At 74.4% G+C, this 16307-nt stretch carries 16 protein-coding genes; 12 read left to right on the top strand and 4 right to left on the bottom strand.

All coding sequences use genetic code 11. From position 1 onward, the window contains the following. Nucleotides 1-15: 15 nt before the first annotated feature. On the top strand, nt 16-1026 hold the full coding sequence (locus tag ACFY30_RS10445) for a phosphotransferase family protein (protein ID WP_390844760.1): 1011 nt from the start codon (nt 16-18) through the stop codon (nt 1024-1026). A 7-nt stretch (nt 1027-1033) separates the two neighbouring features. Here ACFY30_RS10445 and ACFY30_RS10440 read toward each other — a convergent pair whose 3' ends face one another. Next, nucleotides 1034-1966 (bottom strand): DMT family transporter, encoded by a 933-nt coding sequence (locus ACFY30_RS10440; RefSeq protein ID WP_390844759.1) that lies wholly within the window; start codon nt 1964-1966, stop codon nt 1034-1036. An 81-nt stretch (nt 1967-2047) separates the two neighbouring features. On the opposite strand from ACFY30_RS10440, the gene ACFY30_RS10435 reads away from it, so the two are divergent. After that, nucleotides 2048-2974 carry a LysR family transcriptional regulator gene (locus ACFY30_RS10435; RefSeq protein WP_390844758.1) on the top strand — a complete coding sequence of 309 codons (927 nt, stop codon included), beginning with the start codon at nt 2048-2050 and terminating at the stop codon, nt 2972-2974. 784 nt (nt 2975-3758) lie between these two features. Here ACFY30_RS10435 and ACFY30_RS10430 read toward each other — a convergent pair. Continuing rightward, entirely contained in the window at nt 3759-4760 is a 1002-nt protein-coding gene (locus ACFY30_RS10430; RefSeq protein WP_390845267.1) for a LacI family DNA-binding transcriptional regulator, read from the bottom strand. A gap of 320 nt (nt 4761-5080) precedes the next feature. Between ACFY30_RS10430 and ACFY30_RS10425 the strand changes: the two genes are divergently transcribed. Continuing rightward, nucleotides 5081-6283, top strand: a complete 1203-nt coding sequence (locus ACFY30_RS10425) for an NAD(P)/FAD-dependent oxidoreductase (RefSeq protein WP_390844757.1) — start codon at nt 5081-5083, stop codon at nt 6281-6283. A 46-nt stretch (nt 6284-6329) separates the two neighbouring features. Next, nucleotides 6330-7226 (top strand): RNA polymerase sigma-70 factor, encoded by an 897-nt coding sequence (locus tag ACFY30_RS10420; RefSeq protein ID WP_390844756.1) that lies wholly within the window; start codon nt 6330-6332, stop codon nt 7224-7226. 29 nt (nt 7227-7255) lie between these two features. Here ACFY30_RS10420 and ACFY30_RS10415 read toward each other — a convergent pair whose 3' ends face one another. Then, on the bottom strand, nt 7256-8173 hold the full coding sequence (locus ACFY30_RS10415; RefSeq protein ID WP_390844755.1) for a DUF3152 domain-containing protein: 918 nt from the start codon (nt 8171-8173) through the stop codon (nt 7256-7258). Nucleotides 8174-8286: 113 nt separating this feature from the next. On the opposite strand from ACFY30_RS10415, the gene ACFY30_RS10410 reads away from it, so the two are divergent. The 7 genes from ACFY30_RS10410 to ACFY30_RS10380 all read left to right on the top strand — a co-directional run bounded on the left by ACFY30_RS10410 (nt 8287) and on the right by ACFY30_RS10380 (nt 14427). Beyond that, nucleotides 8287-8979, top strand: a complete 693-nt coding sequence (locus ACFY30_RS10410) for a response regulator (RefSeq protein WP_390844754.1) — start codon at nt 8287-8289, stop codon at nt 8977-8979. A gap of 41 nt (nt 8980-9020) precedes the next feature. Beyond that, the gene (locus ACFY30_RS10405; RefSeq protein WP_390844753.1) at nt 9021-10502 is read left to right on the top strand and encodes an ATP-binding protein; all 1482 of its coding nucleotides are present in this window, start codon (nt 9021-9023) and stop codon (nt 10500-10502) included. Further along, entirely contained in the window at nt 10499-11098 is a 600-nt protein-coding gene (locus tag ACFY30_RS10400) for a hypothetical protein (RefSeq protein WP_390844752.1), read from the top strand. The genes ACFY30_RS10405 and ACFY30_RS10400 overlap by 4 nt, the downstream gene beginning before the upstream one ends. 138 nt (nt 11099-11236) lie before the next feature. Then, nucleotides 11237-11890, top strand: coding sequence for a DUF6629 family protein (locus ACFY30_RS10395; RefSeq protein WP_390844751.1), 654 nt, complete (start codon nt 11237-11239; stop codon nt 11888-11890). A 500-nt stretch (nt 11891-12390) separates the two neighbouring features. Beyond that, on the top strand, nt 12391-13326 hold the full coding sequence (locus ACFY30_RS10390; protein ID WP_390844750.1) for a hypothetical protein: 936 nt from the start codon (nt 12391-12393) through the stop codon (nt 13324-13326). Between the two features lie 76 nt (nt 13327-13402). Then, nucleotides 13403-13726, top strand: a complete 324-nt coding sequence (locus ACFY30_RS10385) for an antibiotic biosynthesis monooxygenase family protein (RefSeq protein ID WP_390844749.1) — start codon at nt 13403-13405, stop codon at nt 13724-13726. 296 nt (nt 13727-14022) lie between these two features. Beyond that, entirely contained in the window at nt 14023-14427 is a 405-nt protein-coding gene (locus tag ACFY30_RS10380) for a hypothetical protein (protein WP_390844748.1), read from the top strand. Nucleotides 14428-14483: 56 nt separating this feature from the next. Here ACFY30_RS10380 and ACFY30_RS10375 read toward each other — a convergent pair whose 3' ends face one another. Further along, nucleotides 14484-15245, bottom strand: coding sequence for a helix-turn-helix domain-containing protein (locus tag ACFY30_RS10375; RefSeq protein WP_390844747.1), 762 nt, complete (start codon nt 15243-15245; stop codon nt 14484-14486). Nucleotides 15246-15467: 222 nt separating this feature from the next. On the opposite strand from ACFY30_RS10375, the gene ACFY30_RS10370 reads away from it, so the two are divergent. Beyond that, a complete protein-coding gene (locus ACFY30_RS10370) occupies nt 15468-16139 on the top strand; it encodes a DUF4097 family beta strand repeat-containing protein (protein WP_390844746.1) in 672 nt (223 codons plus the stop codon). Nucleotides 16140-16307: the final 168 nt, after the last annotated feature.

Genomic DNA, 16307 nt, shown 5'->3' with positions numbered 1-16307 from the left:
GAAAGCGAGCCGCCCATGCAGAGTCTCTCCAAACGCCGCCTGTCCGCGGCCGGGTTGGACGATCTGATGCGCGAGGCGACGGGCGTCGGCTGCCGTCTCGAGGCGGAGCTGACCGACGGCTGGTTCAACACCGCCTACCGGGTGCGGTTCGAGGACGGGCGCGCGGCCGTGGTGAAGCTGGCACCGCCGGCCGACGCCCCGGTGCTGCGGTACGAGCGCGGCATCATGGCGACCGAGGCGATGGTGTACCGGCGTCTCGCCCCCCTGGCCGGCAAGGGCGTACCGACCCCCGAACTGCTCTACGCCGGGGAGGACTTCCTCGCCGTGTCCGTGCTGGACGGTACGCCGTGGGACAAGGTGGCCGACCGTCTTCCCCCTGCCACCGGGTCGGTTCTGCGGCGTGAGCTGGGCGCGATCACCGCACGGCTGCACACCCTGTCCCCCGGCGACGGCCGGTTCGGATATCCGGCCCCCGAGGCCGCGCTGTCCGCTCCCGACTGGCGTACGGCGTTCACCGCCATGGTGGACGCGCTGCTGGACGACGCCGAGCGCTGGCGGTCCGAACTCGGTGTGGCGCCCGCCGTCGTACGGACCCTGGTGGCCGAGGGCGCGACCGCCCTGGACGAGGTCACCGAGCCGCGTCTGGTCCACTTCGACCTGTGGCCGGGGAACGTCTTCGTCGGCGTTCCCGAGCCGGACGGAGCGGCGGCGGACGGTCCGGGCGGCCGGGTCACCGGGATCATCGACCACGAGCGGGCCTTCTGGGGCGACCCGGCCGCCGAGCTGGTCTCCCTGGAGTTCGGCGGGGACACCGGCCCGGACAGCGATCTCGTGGCCGGATACCTCCAGGCCGGGGGCCGCCTCGACTTCACGCCGGCCCTCCGTCACCGGCTGGCGCTCTACGGCCTCTACCTGGGCCTGATACTGGTCGTGGAGTGCGGCCCGCGCGGCTACGACGCCGACCGCCGCGCCGAATGCCGGGGCTTCCTGGACGAGCGGATCGCCGCGGTGCGCGCCCTGGGGTAGGCGGCGCTCAGGGTGACGCCGCCGGTGCGGGCTCGGGGCGGCGGCCGGTGTCGACGGGGTGGGGCAGGTGTGCCCCACGCTCGACGGCCTGCCCCCAGTACGTCCCGGTGACGATCAGCGCGGCTCCGAGGACGGAGAGCGCGGTGAGCCGTTCGTCGCCGAAGCCGATGCCGACCAGGAGGGCCCAGACCGGTTCGGTGCCCAGCAGCAGGCTGGCCCGGGTCGCGGAGGTGCGCTGCACCGCCCAGGTCTGGGCGAGAAAGGCGAACAGGCCGCAGAACAGGGCCAGATACACGAGCTGGACCCAGGTCACGGCGCCGGCCCGGGCGAGTACCGGCAGACCGCCCGCCGCGAACGGGAGGAACAGGACCGTACCGACGACGCTCTGCACGGTCGTCAGGTGCAGCGGGCGCAGTGTCCGCCCGGCGGTGAGCCGCCCGACGAGCACCACATGACCCGCCCGGACCACCGCCGCCGCGAGTATCAGCAGATCACCGGCACCGGGAGCGCGCAGGCCGTTGCCGGACACGAGCAGACCGACGCCCGCGACGCACAGACCGGCGGCGAGGTAGAACCTCGGCGGCGGTCCGCCGGGGCGTCCCGCGCGGTCCAGCAGCGGCGTGAGAACGAGCGTGAGGCTGATGATCAGGCCCGCGTTCGCGGCGCTGGTGCGGGCGACGCCGTACGTCTCCAGGGCGAGGACGGCGGCCTGGGTGAGACCGAGCAGGCAGCCGCGGAGGGTCTCGTCCCAGGTGAGGGGACCGGCCTTGCGGAGAGCGGCGACGGCCGCGACGCAGGCGAGGGCGGAGAGGGCGTAGCGCAGGAACAGGACGATCGACACCGGTGTGGTCGCCGTGGCCGTCTTCGCCGTCAGGTAACTGGATCCCCAGACGACGGCGACGGCCAGGAGCACCACATCCGTACGGCGGGTGGCTGGCATGCGTTCCACCCTTGCCGACCAGCACTTTGAAGTAAACGACGAGTTGCTCAAGGAACCTTTTAGCAAGGCTACACTGACGGGGTGGACGAGAGGCAGCTGCGCGTTCTGCGGGAGCTGGGCGAGCTGGGCAGTGTCACCGCGGTCGCGGAGGCGATGCGGGTGACGCCCTCGGCGATCTCGCAGCAGCTCCGGCTGCTGCAGCGTTCGATTCCGGTGCCGCTCACCGAGCGCGACGGGCGGCGGCTGGTCCTCACGGCCGCCGGGCAGGCCCTGGCGGACGCGGCGATCGGGGTGGAGACGGCGCTGGCCCGAGCGCGCCACACCGTCGACGCGTTCGTCGAACGGCCCGACGGCGCGGTGTCGGTGGCGGCCTTCCACAGCGGAGCCGCCGCGTTCTTCCCCCTTCTGCTGCGGCGCCTGCGCCCGCCGGGGTCCCCGGTCCTCTCCCTCCACGACGAGGACGTGGCGCAGCACGACTTCCCGCCCCTGACCCGCCACTACGACCTCGTCATCGCCCACCGCCTCGACCACGCGCCGCCGTGGCCCCGGACCGCGACGGCCACCGCCCTGCTGCGGGAACCCCTCGACGTCGCCCTGCCCGTCGACCACCCCCTGGCCGCCAAGCCCCGGCTCACCCCGCGGGATGTCGCCGACCAGCCGTGGATCACGGTGCACGACGGCTTTCCGCTCCTGGCCACCATCGAGGCCGTCTCCGCCGCCGCCGGGCGCCGGGTCGAGATCGCCCACCGCATCAACGAGATCGCGGTGGTCGCGGAGGTGGTGGCCGCGGGCGGCGGGGTGGCCCTGATGCCGCGCTGGACGTCCCGCCCGCACCCGGCCGTGGTCCTCCGGCCGCTCGACGGCATCCACGCCCACCGCCACATCGACGTGCTCCACCGCCCCGAGCGCGCGGCCCGCCGGGCGGTACGGACGGTGCTCACCGAACTGCGGCACACGGCGGAAACCGTCCGAAGCCGAGGCGGCGCGGCCGGGGACCCGCCCCAGTAGCCCCGGCACCGCGCCACCCTCGCGGGCCGACAGGCTCCCGTCTCCCGCCCTCGTAGCGCCGACGCCGCTCCGGGCCCGAAGTCCGGCGACACGCGTCCGTCTCCGGCGAGCGGCCGCCAGGTTCCTCCCCCGTCATGATCCGCACGCGAGACGGGGGCGGACGGACGCGGGCCCGGTACGGGGCCCCGGTGCGGGCCCGGCGCGGACCCGGCGTTGGCCCGGTGTGGGCCGGCGCAGACCCGGCTGCGGCCCCGGCTGCGGGTGCACGCCGGGCTTCGGCCCCGACGCCCGGCGTAGGCCCGGCATAGGTCCGGCATAGGTCCGGCATAGGCCCGGCTGCGAGCGCACGCCGGGCTTCGACCCCGACGCCCGGCGTGGGCGGCCCGGCGCAAGCCCGGCTCCAGGCCCGGCTCCAGGCCCGGCTCCAGGCCCGGCCGCGGGCGCACGCCTGGCTTCGGGCCCAGCTGCGGGTGCACGCCAGGCTTCGGCCCCGACACCCGGCGCAGGCCCGGCGCAGGCCCGGCGCAGGTCCGGCGCAGGCCCGGCTGGGGGTGCACGTCGGGCTTCGACCCCGACACCCGGCGTAGGCGGCCCGGCGCAAGCCCGGCTGCAGGCCCGGCCGCGGGCGCACGCCAGGCTTCGACCCCGACACCCGGCGTAGGCGGCCCGGCGCAAGCCCGGCTGCAGGCCCGGCCGCGGGCGCACGCCAGGCTTCGGCCCCGACACCCGGCGTAGGCGGCCCGGCGCAAGCCGGGCTGCCTCCCGCGCCCCGGCGCCGAACCTCTCAGGTGCCGCTTCCGGGCGGCGGCCCACTGGTGCCCCGCACCACGAGCTTGGGCTCCACCACCGCTTCCCGCGGCTCGAGTCCGGGGTTCTCCAGCCGCTCCACCGCGAACCGCACGGCGTGCTCCGCCATGAGGACGGCGTCCTGGCGGACGGTGGTCAGGCCGATCGGCATCAGATGGGAGAGGTGACTGTCGTCGTAGCCGACGACGGACAGGTCGCGCGGCACCTCGACCCCGGCCCGGGTCATGGACATCAACAGGCCCATGGCGCAACGGTCGTTGCCCGCGAGGACCGCGGTCGGCACCGGCAGCCCCCTCTCCCGTTCCGCCAGGAGCAGACGGCCGGTCTCGATGCCCGACTCCTCGGTGTGGTCACCGGGGACGACCCGGGCCTCGGCCGCCAGCCCGTGGCGGCGCATCGCGGCCCGGTAGGCCCGCCGGCGCTCGGCCGAGCCGGGACCGCTGCCGCCGTCGATGTGCACGATCCGGCGGTGCCCCAGTTCGACGAGGTGATCCATGGCCTGCCGTACGCCCTTGCCTTCGGCTGAGTGCACGAAGTCGACGTGGGCGTGCGGGACCCGGCGGCTGACGGATACGGCGACCGTGCGGCGCCCGAGTTCGTCGAGGAACGCGGGCTGCGCGAAGGAACCGAGCAGGATCAGCGCCTCGCAGCGGTGGCTGAGGAGCGCCTCGACGGCCTTCTCCTCGCTGCGGCCGTGCGTCGCGCCCGACAACAGGACCTCGTAGCCGAGGCGTTCGGCCTCGGGGTAGATGCCCTCGATGAGGTTGGTGTGGAAGGTCTGGTGCACGGTGAACATCACGCCGAGGGTGCGGCTGCGCCCGCGGGCCAGCAGCCGGGCCGCGCTGTCGGGCCGGTAGCCGATCTCGTCGGCGACCCGCAGCACCCGCTGCCGGGTCTCCTCGCTCGCTCCCGGCTGGTTGCGGAACACGATCGAGACAAGCGCCCGGGAGACACCCGCCTTCGCGGCGACGTCCGCCATCGTCGGCCGCTGCCTGCCCGATGCTGCCACTGAACCCACCCCTTTGACGCGCCCGCCCCGACGGGGTCTCGCCTGCTCCCGGTACCAGGTCATTGACAGGTCATCCGGACAGGGATCATCGCACTCGGGCCGTGTCCCGCGAGGAGAGCCCGCGCCTGCGCCGCCCGGCTCGCCGGCGCCACCGCCGCCGGCGCACCCCCTTCCCCGAGTCCCCGCCCGCCAGGGCGGAGTGACCTGCGTCACATGCTGTCACAACGATCGTCTCCGCCGTGTCTTGAGGCCGAACCCGCTCGCAGCGCACTCGAAGCGAAGGAGACACCATGGCCGGGAACACCGAAGTGGTCGTGATCGGCGGCGGATACGCCGGGGTCATGGCGGCCAACCGTATGACCCAGCGCGCCGACGTCAGCGTGACGCTGATCAACCCGCGCCGGACCTTCGTCGAGCGGATCCGCCTGCACCAGCTGGTGGGCGGGTCCCACGACGCGGTCGTCGACTACGGCAGGGTCCTGGGCGAGCGCGTCCGGCTGGTGGTCGACACCGTGACCCGGATCGACGCGGCCGGGCGCCGCGTGACGCTGGCGTCGGGCGGCTCGGTCGGCTACGACTACCTGATCTACGCGGTGGGCAGCGACGGCGCCGGCCCCCGGGTGCCCGGAGCGGACGAGTTCGCCCACCCGATCGCCACCCTGGAGGAGGTGCGCCGGCTGCGGCCGGTCCTCGACGCCGCGCCCGCGTCGGCCGCGGTGTCGGTGGTCGGAGCCGGTCCGGCCGGCATCGAGACCGCCGCCGAGCTGGCGGAGGCGGGCCGTGCCGTGACCCTGGTCTGCGGCGGCGTGCTCGGCCCGTACCTGCACCCCCGGGGACGGCGCTCGGTCGCCGGGCGGCTGGACAGGCTGGGGGTGACCGTGGTCGAGGGCCCCGACACCCTGGTGACGGCGGTGACGCGCGACGGCGTGCAGCTCAGCGACGGCCGGGTACTGCCGAGCCAGGTGACCATCTGGACCACCGGGTTCGGCGTGCCGGAACTGGCCGCACGCAGCGGGCTGAGCACCGACTCCCTGGGCCGCCTGCTCACGGACGAGACGCTGACCAGCGTGGACGACGAGCGCATCGTCGCCGCCGGGGACGCGGCGGCGCCCTCGGACCTGCCGTTCCGGATGGGCTGCCAGTCCGCGGTCCAGCTGGGCCCGCAGGCCGCCGAGACCGTGCTCAGCCGGCTGGCGGGCAGGCAGCCCGCGCCCGTCAGCGTGGGCTTCGCCGGCCAGTGCATCAGCCTGGGGCGCCGCGCGGGCATCTTCCAGTTCGCCCACCGCGACGACGTCGCGGTAGGGATGCACCTCGGTGGCCGCCCGGGCGCCCGGCTCAAGGAGTTCGTGTGCAGGAGCACCGTCTGGCAGCTGCGCTACGAGGCGCGCAAGCCCGGAGCACGCACATGGTGGGGCAAGGACGACAAGCGCCGGCTGGTGCTGCGGGACCGGCGCGGCGAGGTGCCGGCCGCCGCCGAACGGGTGGGACGGTAAAGATCCGCGTCACCCCGGGCCGACCACGAGGAAGAGGGACCGAGAGATGAGCGAGCACGGCACCGACCCGGCGACCGAGACGTTCGTCGCGCTTCGCAATCTGCTGTTCACCGTCGCCTACGAGATGCTCGGCTCGGCGGCCGACGCCGAGGACGTGCTGCAGGAGACCTGGCTGCGGTGGGTCGAGGTCGATCCGGGGCAGGTGCGCGACCCGCGCGCGTACCTGGTCCGGATCACCACGCGGCAGTCGCTGAACCGGATACGCACCCTGCGGCACCGCAAGGAGGCCTACGTCGGCTCCTGGCTGCCCGAGCCGCTGATCACCGCGCCGGACGTGGCCGAGGACGTCGAGCTCGCCGAGAGTGTGTCGATGGCGCTCATGCTGGTCCTCGAGACGCTCTCGCCGACCGAGCGCGCGGTGTTCGTGCTGCGTGAGGTCTTCGACCTCGACTACGACGAGATCGCGTCCGCCGTCGACAAGAGCCCCGGCGCGGTCCGCCAGATCGCCCACCGCGCCCGCCGGCACGTGGACGCCCGCCGCCCTCGCAAGACGGCCTCCGCGAGCGAGACCCGGGCGGCTCTGGAGTCGTTCCGCCGCGCGCTCGAGACCGGGGACCTTCAGGGCCTCCTCGACGTGCTCGCCCCGCACGTCGTCCTGGTGAGCGACGGGGGCGGCGTCAAGCAGGCCGCGCCTCGGCCGATCACCACCTCCGGCAAGGTGGCCCGCTTCATCATCGGCGGCCTCGGCAAGCAGAAGGTCACGCTCACCAGCGACCCCACCGTGGTCAACGGCAGCCCGGCGCTCGTCATGCGCCTGGACGGCGACGTCGACGGCGTCCTGGCGTTCCACGTCGAGGACGCCCGCATCACCGGCCTCTATTACGTCCGCAACCCGGAGAAACTGACCCGCGTCGCGTCCGAGACCCCGCTCACCGTGCGGTGAGCACCGCGCGCGGGGCTCGGGCCCCGGTGTCAGGGCACGGCGGGGCCGGTGACGAGATTGCCCTCGGAGTCGTAGGGCCAGACGTTGGGGACACAGCCGTTCATGCCCTTGATCTGCTGCATCATCGCGGGGGCGGGTTCGCCCGCACCGGGACAGCCGACGTGGCCGTGGCCGAGGAAGTGTCCGACCTCGTGGTTGATGATCAGTGCGCGGTAGGCGGGGACGTCCTCGGCGTAGACGGGGGTCGCCAGCTCCCAGCGCCGGAGGTTGACCATGACGTCGCCGCCCACGCTGCAGTTGAACCGGCCGCCGGTGTCGAGGCCGCCCTGTGCGCAGATCTTGTCCACGGTGCCGGGGGTGGCCACCCGGACGACGAAGTCGGTGGTGCCGCCCGGCACGCGCTGGAACGCGGAGGTGCCGTCCGCCGTCCAGCCGCGCGGGTCGGCCAGGATGCGGTCCACCTCCTCGGCCACGCCCTCGGCGGAGAGCGCGAGGCCGGTCTCGACGTCGACCCGGTAGCGCAGGGTCTTGCCCGTGCCCGCCTTCTCGCTCCCGCCGGACGCCGTGACGAACGTGCCCGGTCCGGTGGCGGGAAGGGAGATGCCGGTCCCGGAGGGACCGGGGGACGAGCCGGACGAGCCGGACGCGCCCGCCGCGCCGGACGAGGGCGTCGGGGAACCACTGGGACGCGGCGTGGTCCGGCCGGGCGTGGGACCGGTGCGCTCGGTCGCGCCGGCCTCGGCCCCCGCGTCCTTCCCGGACGGCGGCGCCCCTCCCACGGCCGCGAACCCGGCGACCCCGAGAACGGTCGTCGCGGCCAGCCCGGCCCACAGCGGTCCCTTCCCACGCCGCTGCCCGGAGGCGTGCGCGGGGCGGCGCCGACGGCGGCGGGTGGTGAAGGACAGTACTTTGTGCGCGGTCATGGTCAGCCAGAGTGTGACCGTCATGTGATCGGATCTGGCCCGGACGATCACGGAACCATAACGAATGATCATCGTGACTTTGTGATCATCCGGTAACAGACCCCCGGCCCGGTTCGAGCGGTCCTGATACTGAGCCCATGCCACGAGTTCTGCTGATCGAAGACGACCGCGCCGTCCGGGAAGGGGTCGCGCTGGCGCTGCGCCGCCAGAACCACGAGGTCGCCGCCGCCGCGACCGGCGAGGACGGCATGGCACAGCTGCGGTCCTTCCGGCCCGACGTCGTGGTACTCGATCTGATGCTGCCCGGCGTGACCGGCCTGGACGTGTGCCGCGGCATCCGCTCCGTCGACCAGACCCTGCCGGTCATCATGGCGACCGCGCGGGGCGACGACGTGGACATCGTTGTCGGCCTGGAGGCGGGCGCCGACGACTACGTCGTCAAACCGGTGCAGGCCAGGGTGCTGGAGGCCCGTATCCGGGCCGTGCTGCGCCGGGCCGGCGCGGGGGCCGGGGACGGAGGGCTGCCGAAGATCGACACGCACGGGGAGCTGGCCATCGACCGGGCCGGGCTGACCGTCACCGTGCGGGGCACGCCGGTCGCGCTCGCCCCGTCCGAGCTCCGGCTCCTGCTGACCCTCTCCGCCTCGCCGGGGCAGGTGTTCAGCCGACAGCAGTTGCTGGAAGCGGTCTGGGAGCACAGCTACCACGGCGACGCCCGCCTGGTGGACGCCTGCGTCAAGCGGCTGCGCGCGAAGATGGGCGAGCCGCCGCGCGAACCGCGCTACATCCAGACCGTGCGCGGCTTCGGCTACCGGTTCGCCTCCCGGTGAGACGTCCGGGGCGGACGGCGGACGGGAGACCGACGAAGGGAATGCTGCCGGCGAGGGTCGCGCTGCGAGGGCTGCGGATGCGGCTGCTGGTGGCCTTCGGGCTGGTCGCCGCCCTCGCGACCACCACGACCGGGGCCCTGACCTTCCGGGAGGCCCGCAACGGCGTCCTCCAGCAGAGCCAGGACACCGTGATCGGACAACTGCGCGGTCAGGTCGGCCGGCTCGCCCCCGAACTCGGCTACCCCCCGAGCCGGGAGGCGCTGCGGCGGTTCGCGTCGGACGTGGCCCGCGCCGAACCCTCGGGCACCTGGCGCGTCCTGGTCACCTACCGGGGGTTCAGCGCGACCTCGGTCCCCGACGACCCCTTCGACGAACTGACGCCCGCCGTGCGCGAGGCGGTCGGTTCGAGTGTGGCCACCGTGTTCCAGCGGGTGCGCAGCGGTGGGCGCACCTCCCTGGTCGTCGGCATGTCGGTCACCTTCGCCTCCCCCGCCCGGCTTCCCACGCCCTCCGGCGTCCAGGTCTTCCTGACCGTGCCGCAGGCCGACGAGCAGAGGGCCGTCGACGCGCTGGTGACGGCCGTCGAACGGGCGACCGTACCGGCCCTCGGCGTCGCCGTGCTGCTCGCCCTGTTCGCCGCTCGCGGGGTGCTGCGGCCGGTCCGCGCACTGCGCCGGGCGACCCGCAGCATCGCCGAGGGGCGCCTCGACACCCGGCTCGACGTCAACGGCTCCGACGAACTCGCCGATCTGTCCCACACGTTCAACGAGACCGCGGCGGCCCTGGAGCAGTCCGTCGCCGAGCTGCGCGGCATGGAGGCGCGGGCCCGCCGCTTCGCCGCGGACGTCTCCCACGAGCTGCGCACCCCGCTGGCCGCCATGTCGGCGGTCACCGACGTCCTGGACGAGGAGGCCGCCCTCCTCGACCCGGACACGGCCACCGCCGTACGGCTCATCAGTGAGGAGACCGTGAAACTCGCCCGGCTGGTCGAGGACCTGATGGAGATCTCCCGCTTCGACGCCGGGGCGGCGGTCCTGCACCTGGACGAGATCGACCTCGCCGAGTCGGTCCGGCGCACGATCTCCTCCCGAGGCTGGTCGGACCTGGTGGAGACCGCGCTGCCCGGGCCCGACGCACTCCGCGGGCGGGTCGACCCCCGCCGGCTGGACGTGGTCGTGGCCAACCTGGTCGGCAACGCCCTGCGGCACGGAGCCCGTCCGGTGAGCGTCGCGCTGTCGGAGCGGGGCCGGCACGGTGCGCGGCCGCTGGCGGTCATCGAGGTGGCGGACAGTGGACCCGGCATCCCGGACGACGTGCTGCCGTACGTCTTCGAGCGTTTCTACAAGTCCGACAGCGCGCGCACCCGGACCGAGGGCAGCGGGCTGGGCCTCGCGATCACCGAGGAGAACGTACGGATGCACGGTGGCACCGTCCGCGCGGCCAACCGTCCCGCGGGCGGCGCCGTCTTCACCGTGGAACTCCCGCTGCGGCGGGACGAGCCGTCGTGGGAGGACCCCGCATGAGATCCGTACGCCGTGTCGCGCTGCTGGTCGTCCCGGCGGCGCTCGCGCTGTCCGCCTGCGGCATTCCCGCGACCGGTGTGGTGGAGGCGGGCGGGCCCGCGAGCGGGATCCCGGCGACCACTGCGCTCTACTTCGTGGGCAACGGGACGCTGGTGGCCGTGCCCCGCGCGGTCCCCGAGGCCGGTGACGTCGGGATGGCCGTCGAGGCACTGCTCCAGGGCCCGACCGCGCGGGAGCGGCTCAAGCATCTGACCACCCGGCTGGTGCGGCTGCCGGAGCGGACCACCCTCTTCCCGACCGCCGGGCCCGCGGAGACACGGGACGGCGGCAGCCCCGGCCCGACGGCCACCGGCGATCCCTCCGGGCCCTCGCCGGACGTCGTGCGGGTCACGGCGCACGACGACCACGTGGCGATCCGATTGCCGTCACACACGTCGAAGTTGACCGAACTGGCGGCGGACCAGGTGATCTGCACCGCCGCCCGGGCGTACCTCCTCGGCCTCCGGGACGCGGAGCCCGCGACGGTCACGGTGACCGTGACCGGCGCCGACGGCCGGCGTTTCGAGGGGTCGGGCGCCCGCTGCCCCGGTGTGTAGCCCACCCCCGGTACGCAGTCCACCTCGCCCCGCCGCCTCAACGGCCAGAGCGAGACACGCCGACGGAAACCCGGGGCGCGAGGGGCGTCGCCGAATGGCAAGGTGGACGCCCGTGAAGGCCGACCCCGTGGTGGCGTGATGTGCTGGAGTGCGACGGCCGATCTGGTGGCGGGCGCCGGTGTCGCGGCCGTCGGCGTGGCCTGTGTGGCACGGGTGCGCGAGATCCGGGATCTGCCGCTCGCCGCGCTGCCGCTCCTGCTCGGCGCCCACCAGATCGTCGAGTCGGTGGTCTGGGCGTCGGGTGGGGGCGGCGGGCCAGCCACCGTGGTGTGGGCCGTCATCGCGCTGCCGCTGCTGGCGGTGTGGGTGCCGGCCGGAGTGCGGTGGGCCGCCCCGCCGCACGCCCGGCGGCGGCTGGCCGTCCCGCTCGCCGTGGGCGTCGCCACCGCCGCGGGGCTCGCGTACGCGCTGGCCACCGGACCGGTGACGGCCGACATCCACGGCCGGACGGTCGGTTACGCGTTCGGCCTGTCCCACCCGGTGCCGCTCGTCATCGGATACCTCCTGGCCACCGTGGGCTCCCTGCTGCTGTCCGGCGACCGGCGGCTGTCGCTGCTGGGGGTGCTCGTCGCGGGGGGAGCAGTGGCCTGCTGGGCTGTGTGGCGCCTGGAGTTCGTCTCGACCTGGTGCGCACTCGCGGCCGGGTGCTCGGTGATGCTGTTCGGCTGGGTACGCGCTCGGCCGGCCCCCTCGGGGACCCTGCATCGGACCGCGCCGCGCGGCCTCGGATGAGGAACCGGGTTCGTTTCGGGGGCGGGCGACGGCCTCTCGCCGGACACCCGAATGGCATGGGCGGGCCGGAGGACCGGGAGGCCGGGACGCCGGGAGGCCAGGACGCCGGGAGGCCGGGAGGCCAGGACGCCGGGAGGCCAGGACGCCGGGAGGCCAGGACGCCGGGACGCCGGGACGCCGGAAGACCGGGAGGCCAGGACGCCGGAAGACCGGGAGGCCGGAACGCCGGGACGCCGGGACGCCGGGACGCCGGGACGCCTAAGAGCCGTAACACCGGGACGCCGGAGGGACATGGACCTCGGCGGGCCTCGGCGTCGTCCCGGAGCCTCGGACTCGTCCCCCGGGAACCAGCGAACGGCGTCGCCGCCCGCCCAGGACGAACCGTGTCGCCGCCCGCCCAGGGCGAACCGTGTCGCCGGCCCAAGGACGAGCCGTGTCGCCGCCCGCCCAGGGCGGAGCCCGGCGTGCGCGGTGGCGCGGCCCGGTGGAGGCTGTGGACCATGCAGCGTAAGGGCGCGCGCGGTGGCGGCGGGACGGACGACGTGGAGGCGGTGCTCGACGGGCTCTTCACCACCCCGCCCTCCGATTTCGTCGCGCGCCGCGAGGAACTGGCGGCGGCCGCCAGGACCGCGGGCCGGGACGAGGACGCCCGCCGCATCCATGCCGCCCGCCGTCCCACCCTCGCGGCCTGGGCCGCGAACCTGCTGCTGCGGTCGCGGCCCCGCGAGAGCGGGCAGTTCCTGGAGCTCGGGCAGGCGCTGCGCAAGGCCCACCGGGAACTGGACCCGGCCGCGGTCAGGGAACTGTCCACGCAACGGCGCCACATCGTCGCCGCCCTGTCCCGCCAGGCGGCGGAACTCGCGCTGGACGCCGGGCACCGTCTGTCGGACGCGGTGCAGAGCGAGGTCACGGCCACCCTGCAGGCCGTGCTGGCCGACCCGGAGGCGGCCGACCAGTGGGCCACCGGCCGCCTGGACGGCGCCCTCACCCCGCCGTCGGACTTCCCGTCGGGCCTCGCCCCGCAGAGCGCGGCCCGGCGCGGTCCACCGCGTTCGCCGGCGCCCGCGCCGCCCGTACGTCCCGCTCAGGAGGACGAGCTCGCCCGGCGCCGGCGGGAACACCGGGAACGGCTCGCGCGGGCCCGGCGGACGGCGGAGGCCGCCGCCCGGGAGCTGCACGACCGTCGCACGGAACACGCCGGTGCGGAGGGCTCCGCGGAGCGGGCGCGGGAGGAAAGGGAGCGGGCCCGGCAGGAGGTCGACGAGGCCGAGCAGCGCCTGCGGCGGACACGCGAGGCACTCCGGGCGGCGACCCGGGATGAGCGGCAGGCCGAGGAGCGCCACCGCACCGCCGCCGAGGCGCTCGCCCGCGCGGAGCGGGACGCCCGGCAGGCCACCCGGGAGGTGGAGCGGCTCGAACGGTCCCCCGTGAGGTAGCGCCACGGCAAAGGTGCCGGCTGCTGGGGTGGGGGTGGTCCGCCGCCCCGGAGGCCGTGGGAGGCAGGATGGGGGCATGAGCGTAGTCAAGATCAACGTATTGACCGTCCCGGCGGAGCAGCGGGAGACCCTCGAGAAGCGGTTCGCCGCTCGGGCCCACGCCGTCGAGAACTCCGACGGCTTCGAGTGGTTCGAGCTGCTCCGCCCGGTCGAGGGCACCGACACCTACCTCGTCTACACGCGGTGGCGGGACGAGGAGTCGTTCCAGGCGTGGCTGGAAGGCCCGATGAGGGCGGCGCACCGAGGCGGCGCGGAGGGCGAGCAGGCGAAGCCCGCCGCTTCGGGGGCCACCCTCTGGTCCTTCGAGGTGGTGCAGCAGGCGGCGCCGAAGGGCGAGTAGTCCCTCAGGCGGCGGGTGGGCGCGACGGCGTCCGGATACGGGTGGGCGCGACGGCGTCCGGCCGGGCGGCAGCACCAGCGCGGCTGTCCCGCGGCCGCTGCCGGAGCGGTTTTGCGGGCGGGCCGGACACACCGGCCCGCCCATCCCTGTTCAGGGCTTCGGAAGTCGTCGGCTTTCCGCCCCGCCCCACCCCGCCCCGTCCTCCGTACGGCGTAACAGAACAGGGCCGGGCGGCGGGAGGATCCTTAGGGTCGCGGTGACGGCCCGTGAGGCCACCGCTTCGAAGGGAACGGCTCATGCGCATACATGCCGGATTCGCCGCCGCGGTCATGGTGGCCCTCGCCGTCGGACCGTTTGCGGGCACCGCGCACGCCCAGACCGATCTGGACTGCAGCGACTTCGCCTTCCAGGAAGACGCCCAGGCGGAGCTGAACCGCGATCTCAGCGATCCGAACCGGCTGGACGAGGACCGGGGGCCCGACGACGGCATCGCGTGCGAGGTGCTGCCCCACCGGACCGCCATCAGCTCGACGATGTCCCCGCTGCCGACCCGCGGCACCCAGGGCGGGGTGGGCGGGAGCACGGATCCGGCCGACTTCGCACAACCCCTCGGGGTGGGCCTGACGATGGGCGCTCTGGGTGTGGCGGCCGGCTGCCTGGCGCGTCGGCACCGGCGCTGCGCCGGGCACCGGAGGATGTGAGAGCACTCTCTCCGCGGCGCACGGCAACGACCGGACGCAGCCGTCGGAACGGCCGGCTATCCGTGGTCCGAACCGGAACCGGGTCCGGCACCGCCGGCCGGGGGCGTTCCGGCTTTCGTGTGAAGGACCTCGCGGGCCTGCTCCGCGGCGCGGATCAGGCTCTCGGTGACGAAGTCGACGAAGCGGGCGATGTTCTCGAGGCGGGCGGCGGCCGGGGTCCCGGGGCCGAGGACGCCGACACCCTGCCGCGCGGCCTCGGAGAGCTGGGCACTGGACCGGGCGCCGGCGATCATCGACTGGTACCAGACGTCGTCGTCGACGATGTAGCGCTCGCGGCGGCGTTCGTCGCGCTCCCGGCGGATGAGGCCCTGGCTCTCGAGGAACGCGACCGCCTTGGAGACGGACGCCGGGCTGACCTGGAGGCGGCGGACGAGTTCGGACGCGGTGAGGCTGCCCGCGTCGGTGGTGTAGAGGCAGGTGAGCACCCGGGACATCATCCTGGGCAGGCCCTGCTGCATGAGGAGGGTGGTGAACATCTCCTCGTACTCACGCACGGCCTCGGCGTCGCGTCCGTGGGCCTGCGGGGGTGCCTGCGTTCCCCGGGGCGCGGCCTGCCTGCGCCGGTGGGCGCGGCGTTCGGTGGCGCGGTGGGCCAGATCGGCGCGGTAGTCGGTGGGGCCGCCGTTGCGCATCACCTCCCGGGTGATCGTCGAGGTCGGACGTTCCAGACGTCTGGCGATCTCCGCGTAGGCGAGGCCGTCGGCCAGCCCCAGCGCGATCTGCTGGCGTTCCTGCTGGGTGAGCCTGCCTCCCGGCATCGTGGACTCCCTCGTTCTCCTCGACTGCCTCCACGATAGCGTTCACTCCCACTTCATTGCAACGACCCTTCCTTCTTCGTTGCATTGAATCCAAACTCGTTGCAACGATTTCATGGGCTTCACCTGGGAATACTCACCCCAAGCGCAACGACAGCATTGAGGGATTCATAAATGCAACGTAGCTTTTCCTACATCGGAAACAACGACTCGAGGGAGAGCACGATGCAGAAGTTCGACACCCCCGCCCCGGTCTCCGCCGTCCTCGACATCCCCGCGGGACGCATCCGGATCATCGCCGCCGACCGGGCCGACACCGCGGTCGAGGTCCTGCCCGCGGACGCCTCCAACAGCCGCGACGTGAAGGCGGCGGAGCAGACCAGGGTGGAGTACGGCGACGGAGTCCTGCGGATCGAGGGCGCACCGGCGAAGAACCGGATCCTCGGCAACTCCGGATCCGTCGAGGTGACCGTCCAGCTGCCCGCCGGCTCGCACGTGGAGGCGAAGGCGGCCAGCGCCGAGTTCCGCGGTGTCGGACGGCTCGGCGACGTCGCCTTCGAGGGCGCCCAGGGCCCGGTCAAGCTCGACGAGACCGCGAGCGCCCGCCTCTCCGTCCTCGCCGGTGACATCTCGGTCGGCCGCCTGGGCGGCCCCGCGGAGATCAGCACCCAGAAGGGCGACATCCGGATCACCGAGGCCGTGAGCGGCAAGGTCGTACTGCGCACCGAGTCCGGCGAGGTGTCGGTCGGCGCCGCCCGCGGAGTCTCCGCCTTCCTGGACGCCGGCACCGGCTACGGCCGGATCCACAACGCGCTGAAGAACACCGACGGCGCCGACGCCGGCCTGACCATCCGCGCGACCACCGGCTACGGCGACATCACCGCCCACAGCCTCTGACGGGACGGGCCGGGCCGACGCTCACGGCGGAGCTTCGTACGCTCGGTGGCCGAGGCGCCGGCGGGGCCCCCCCCCCCCCGCCCCCGCCCCCCCCGCGGCCCCCCCCCCCCCCCCCGGCCGCCCCCCCCCGCCCGGCGCGGGCCCCGCGCGCGGCCCCCCCCCGCCCCC

Origin of the sequence: Streptomyces sp. NPDC000345, assembly GCF_042898825.1 — a bacterium.
In the GTDB taxonomy this organism is placed as follows: domain Bacteria; phylum Actinomycetota; class Actinomycetes; order Streptomycetales; family Streptomycetaceae; genus Streptomyces.
Note: the sequence above shows the minus strand (reverse complement) of the source record. Positions and strands in the feature narration are given on the sequence as shown.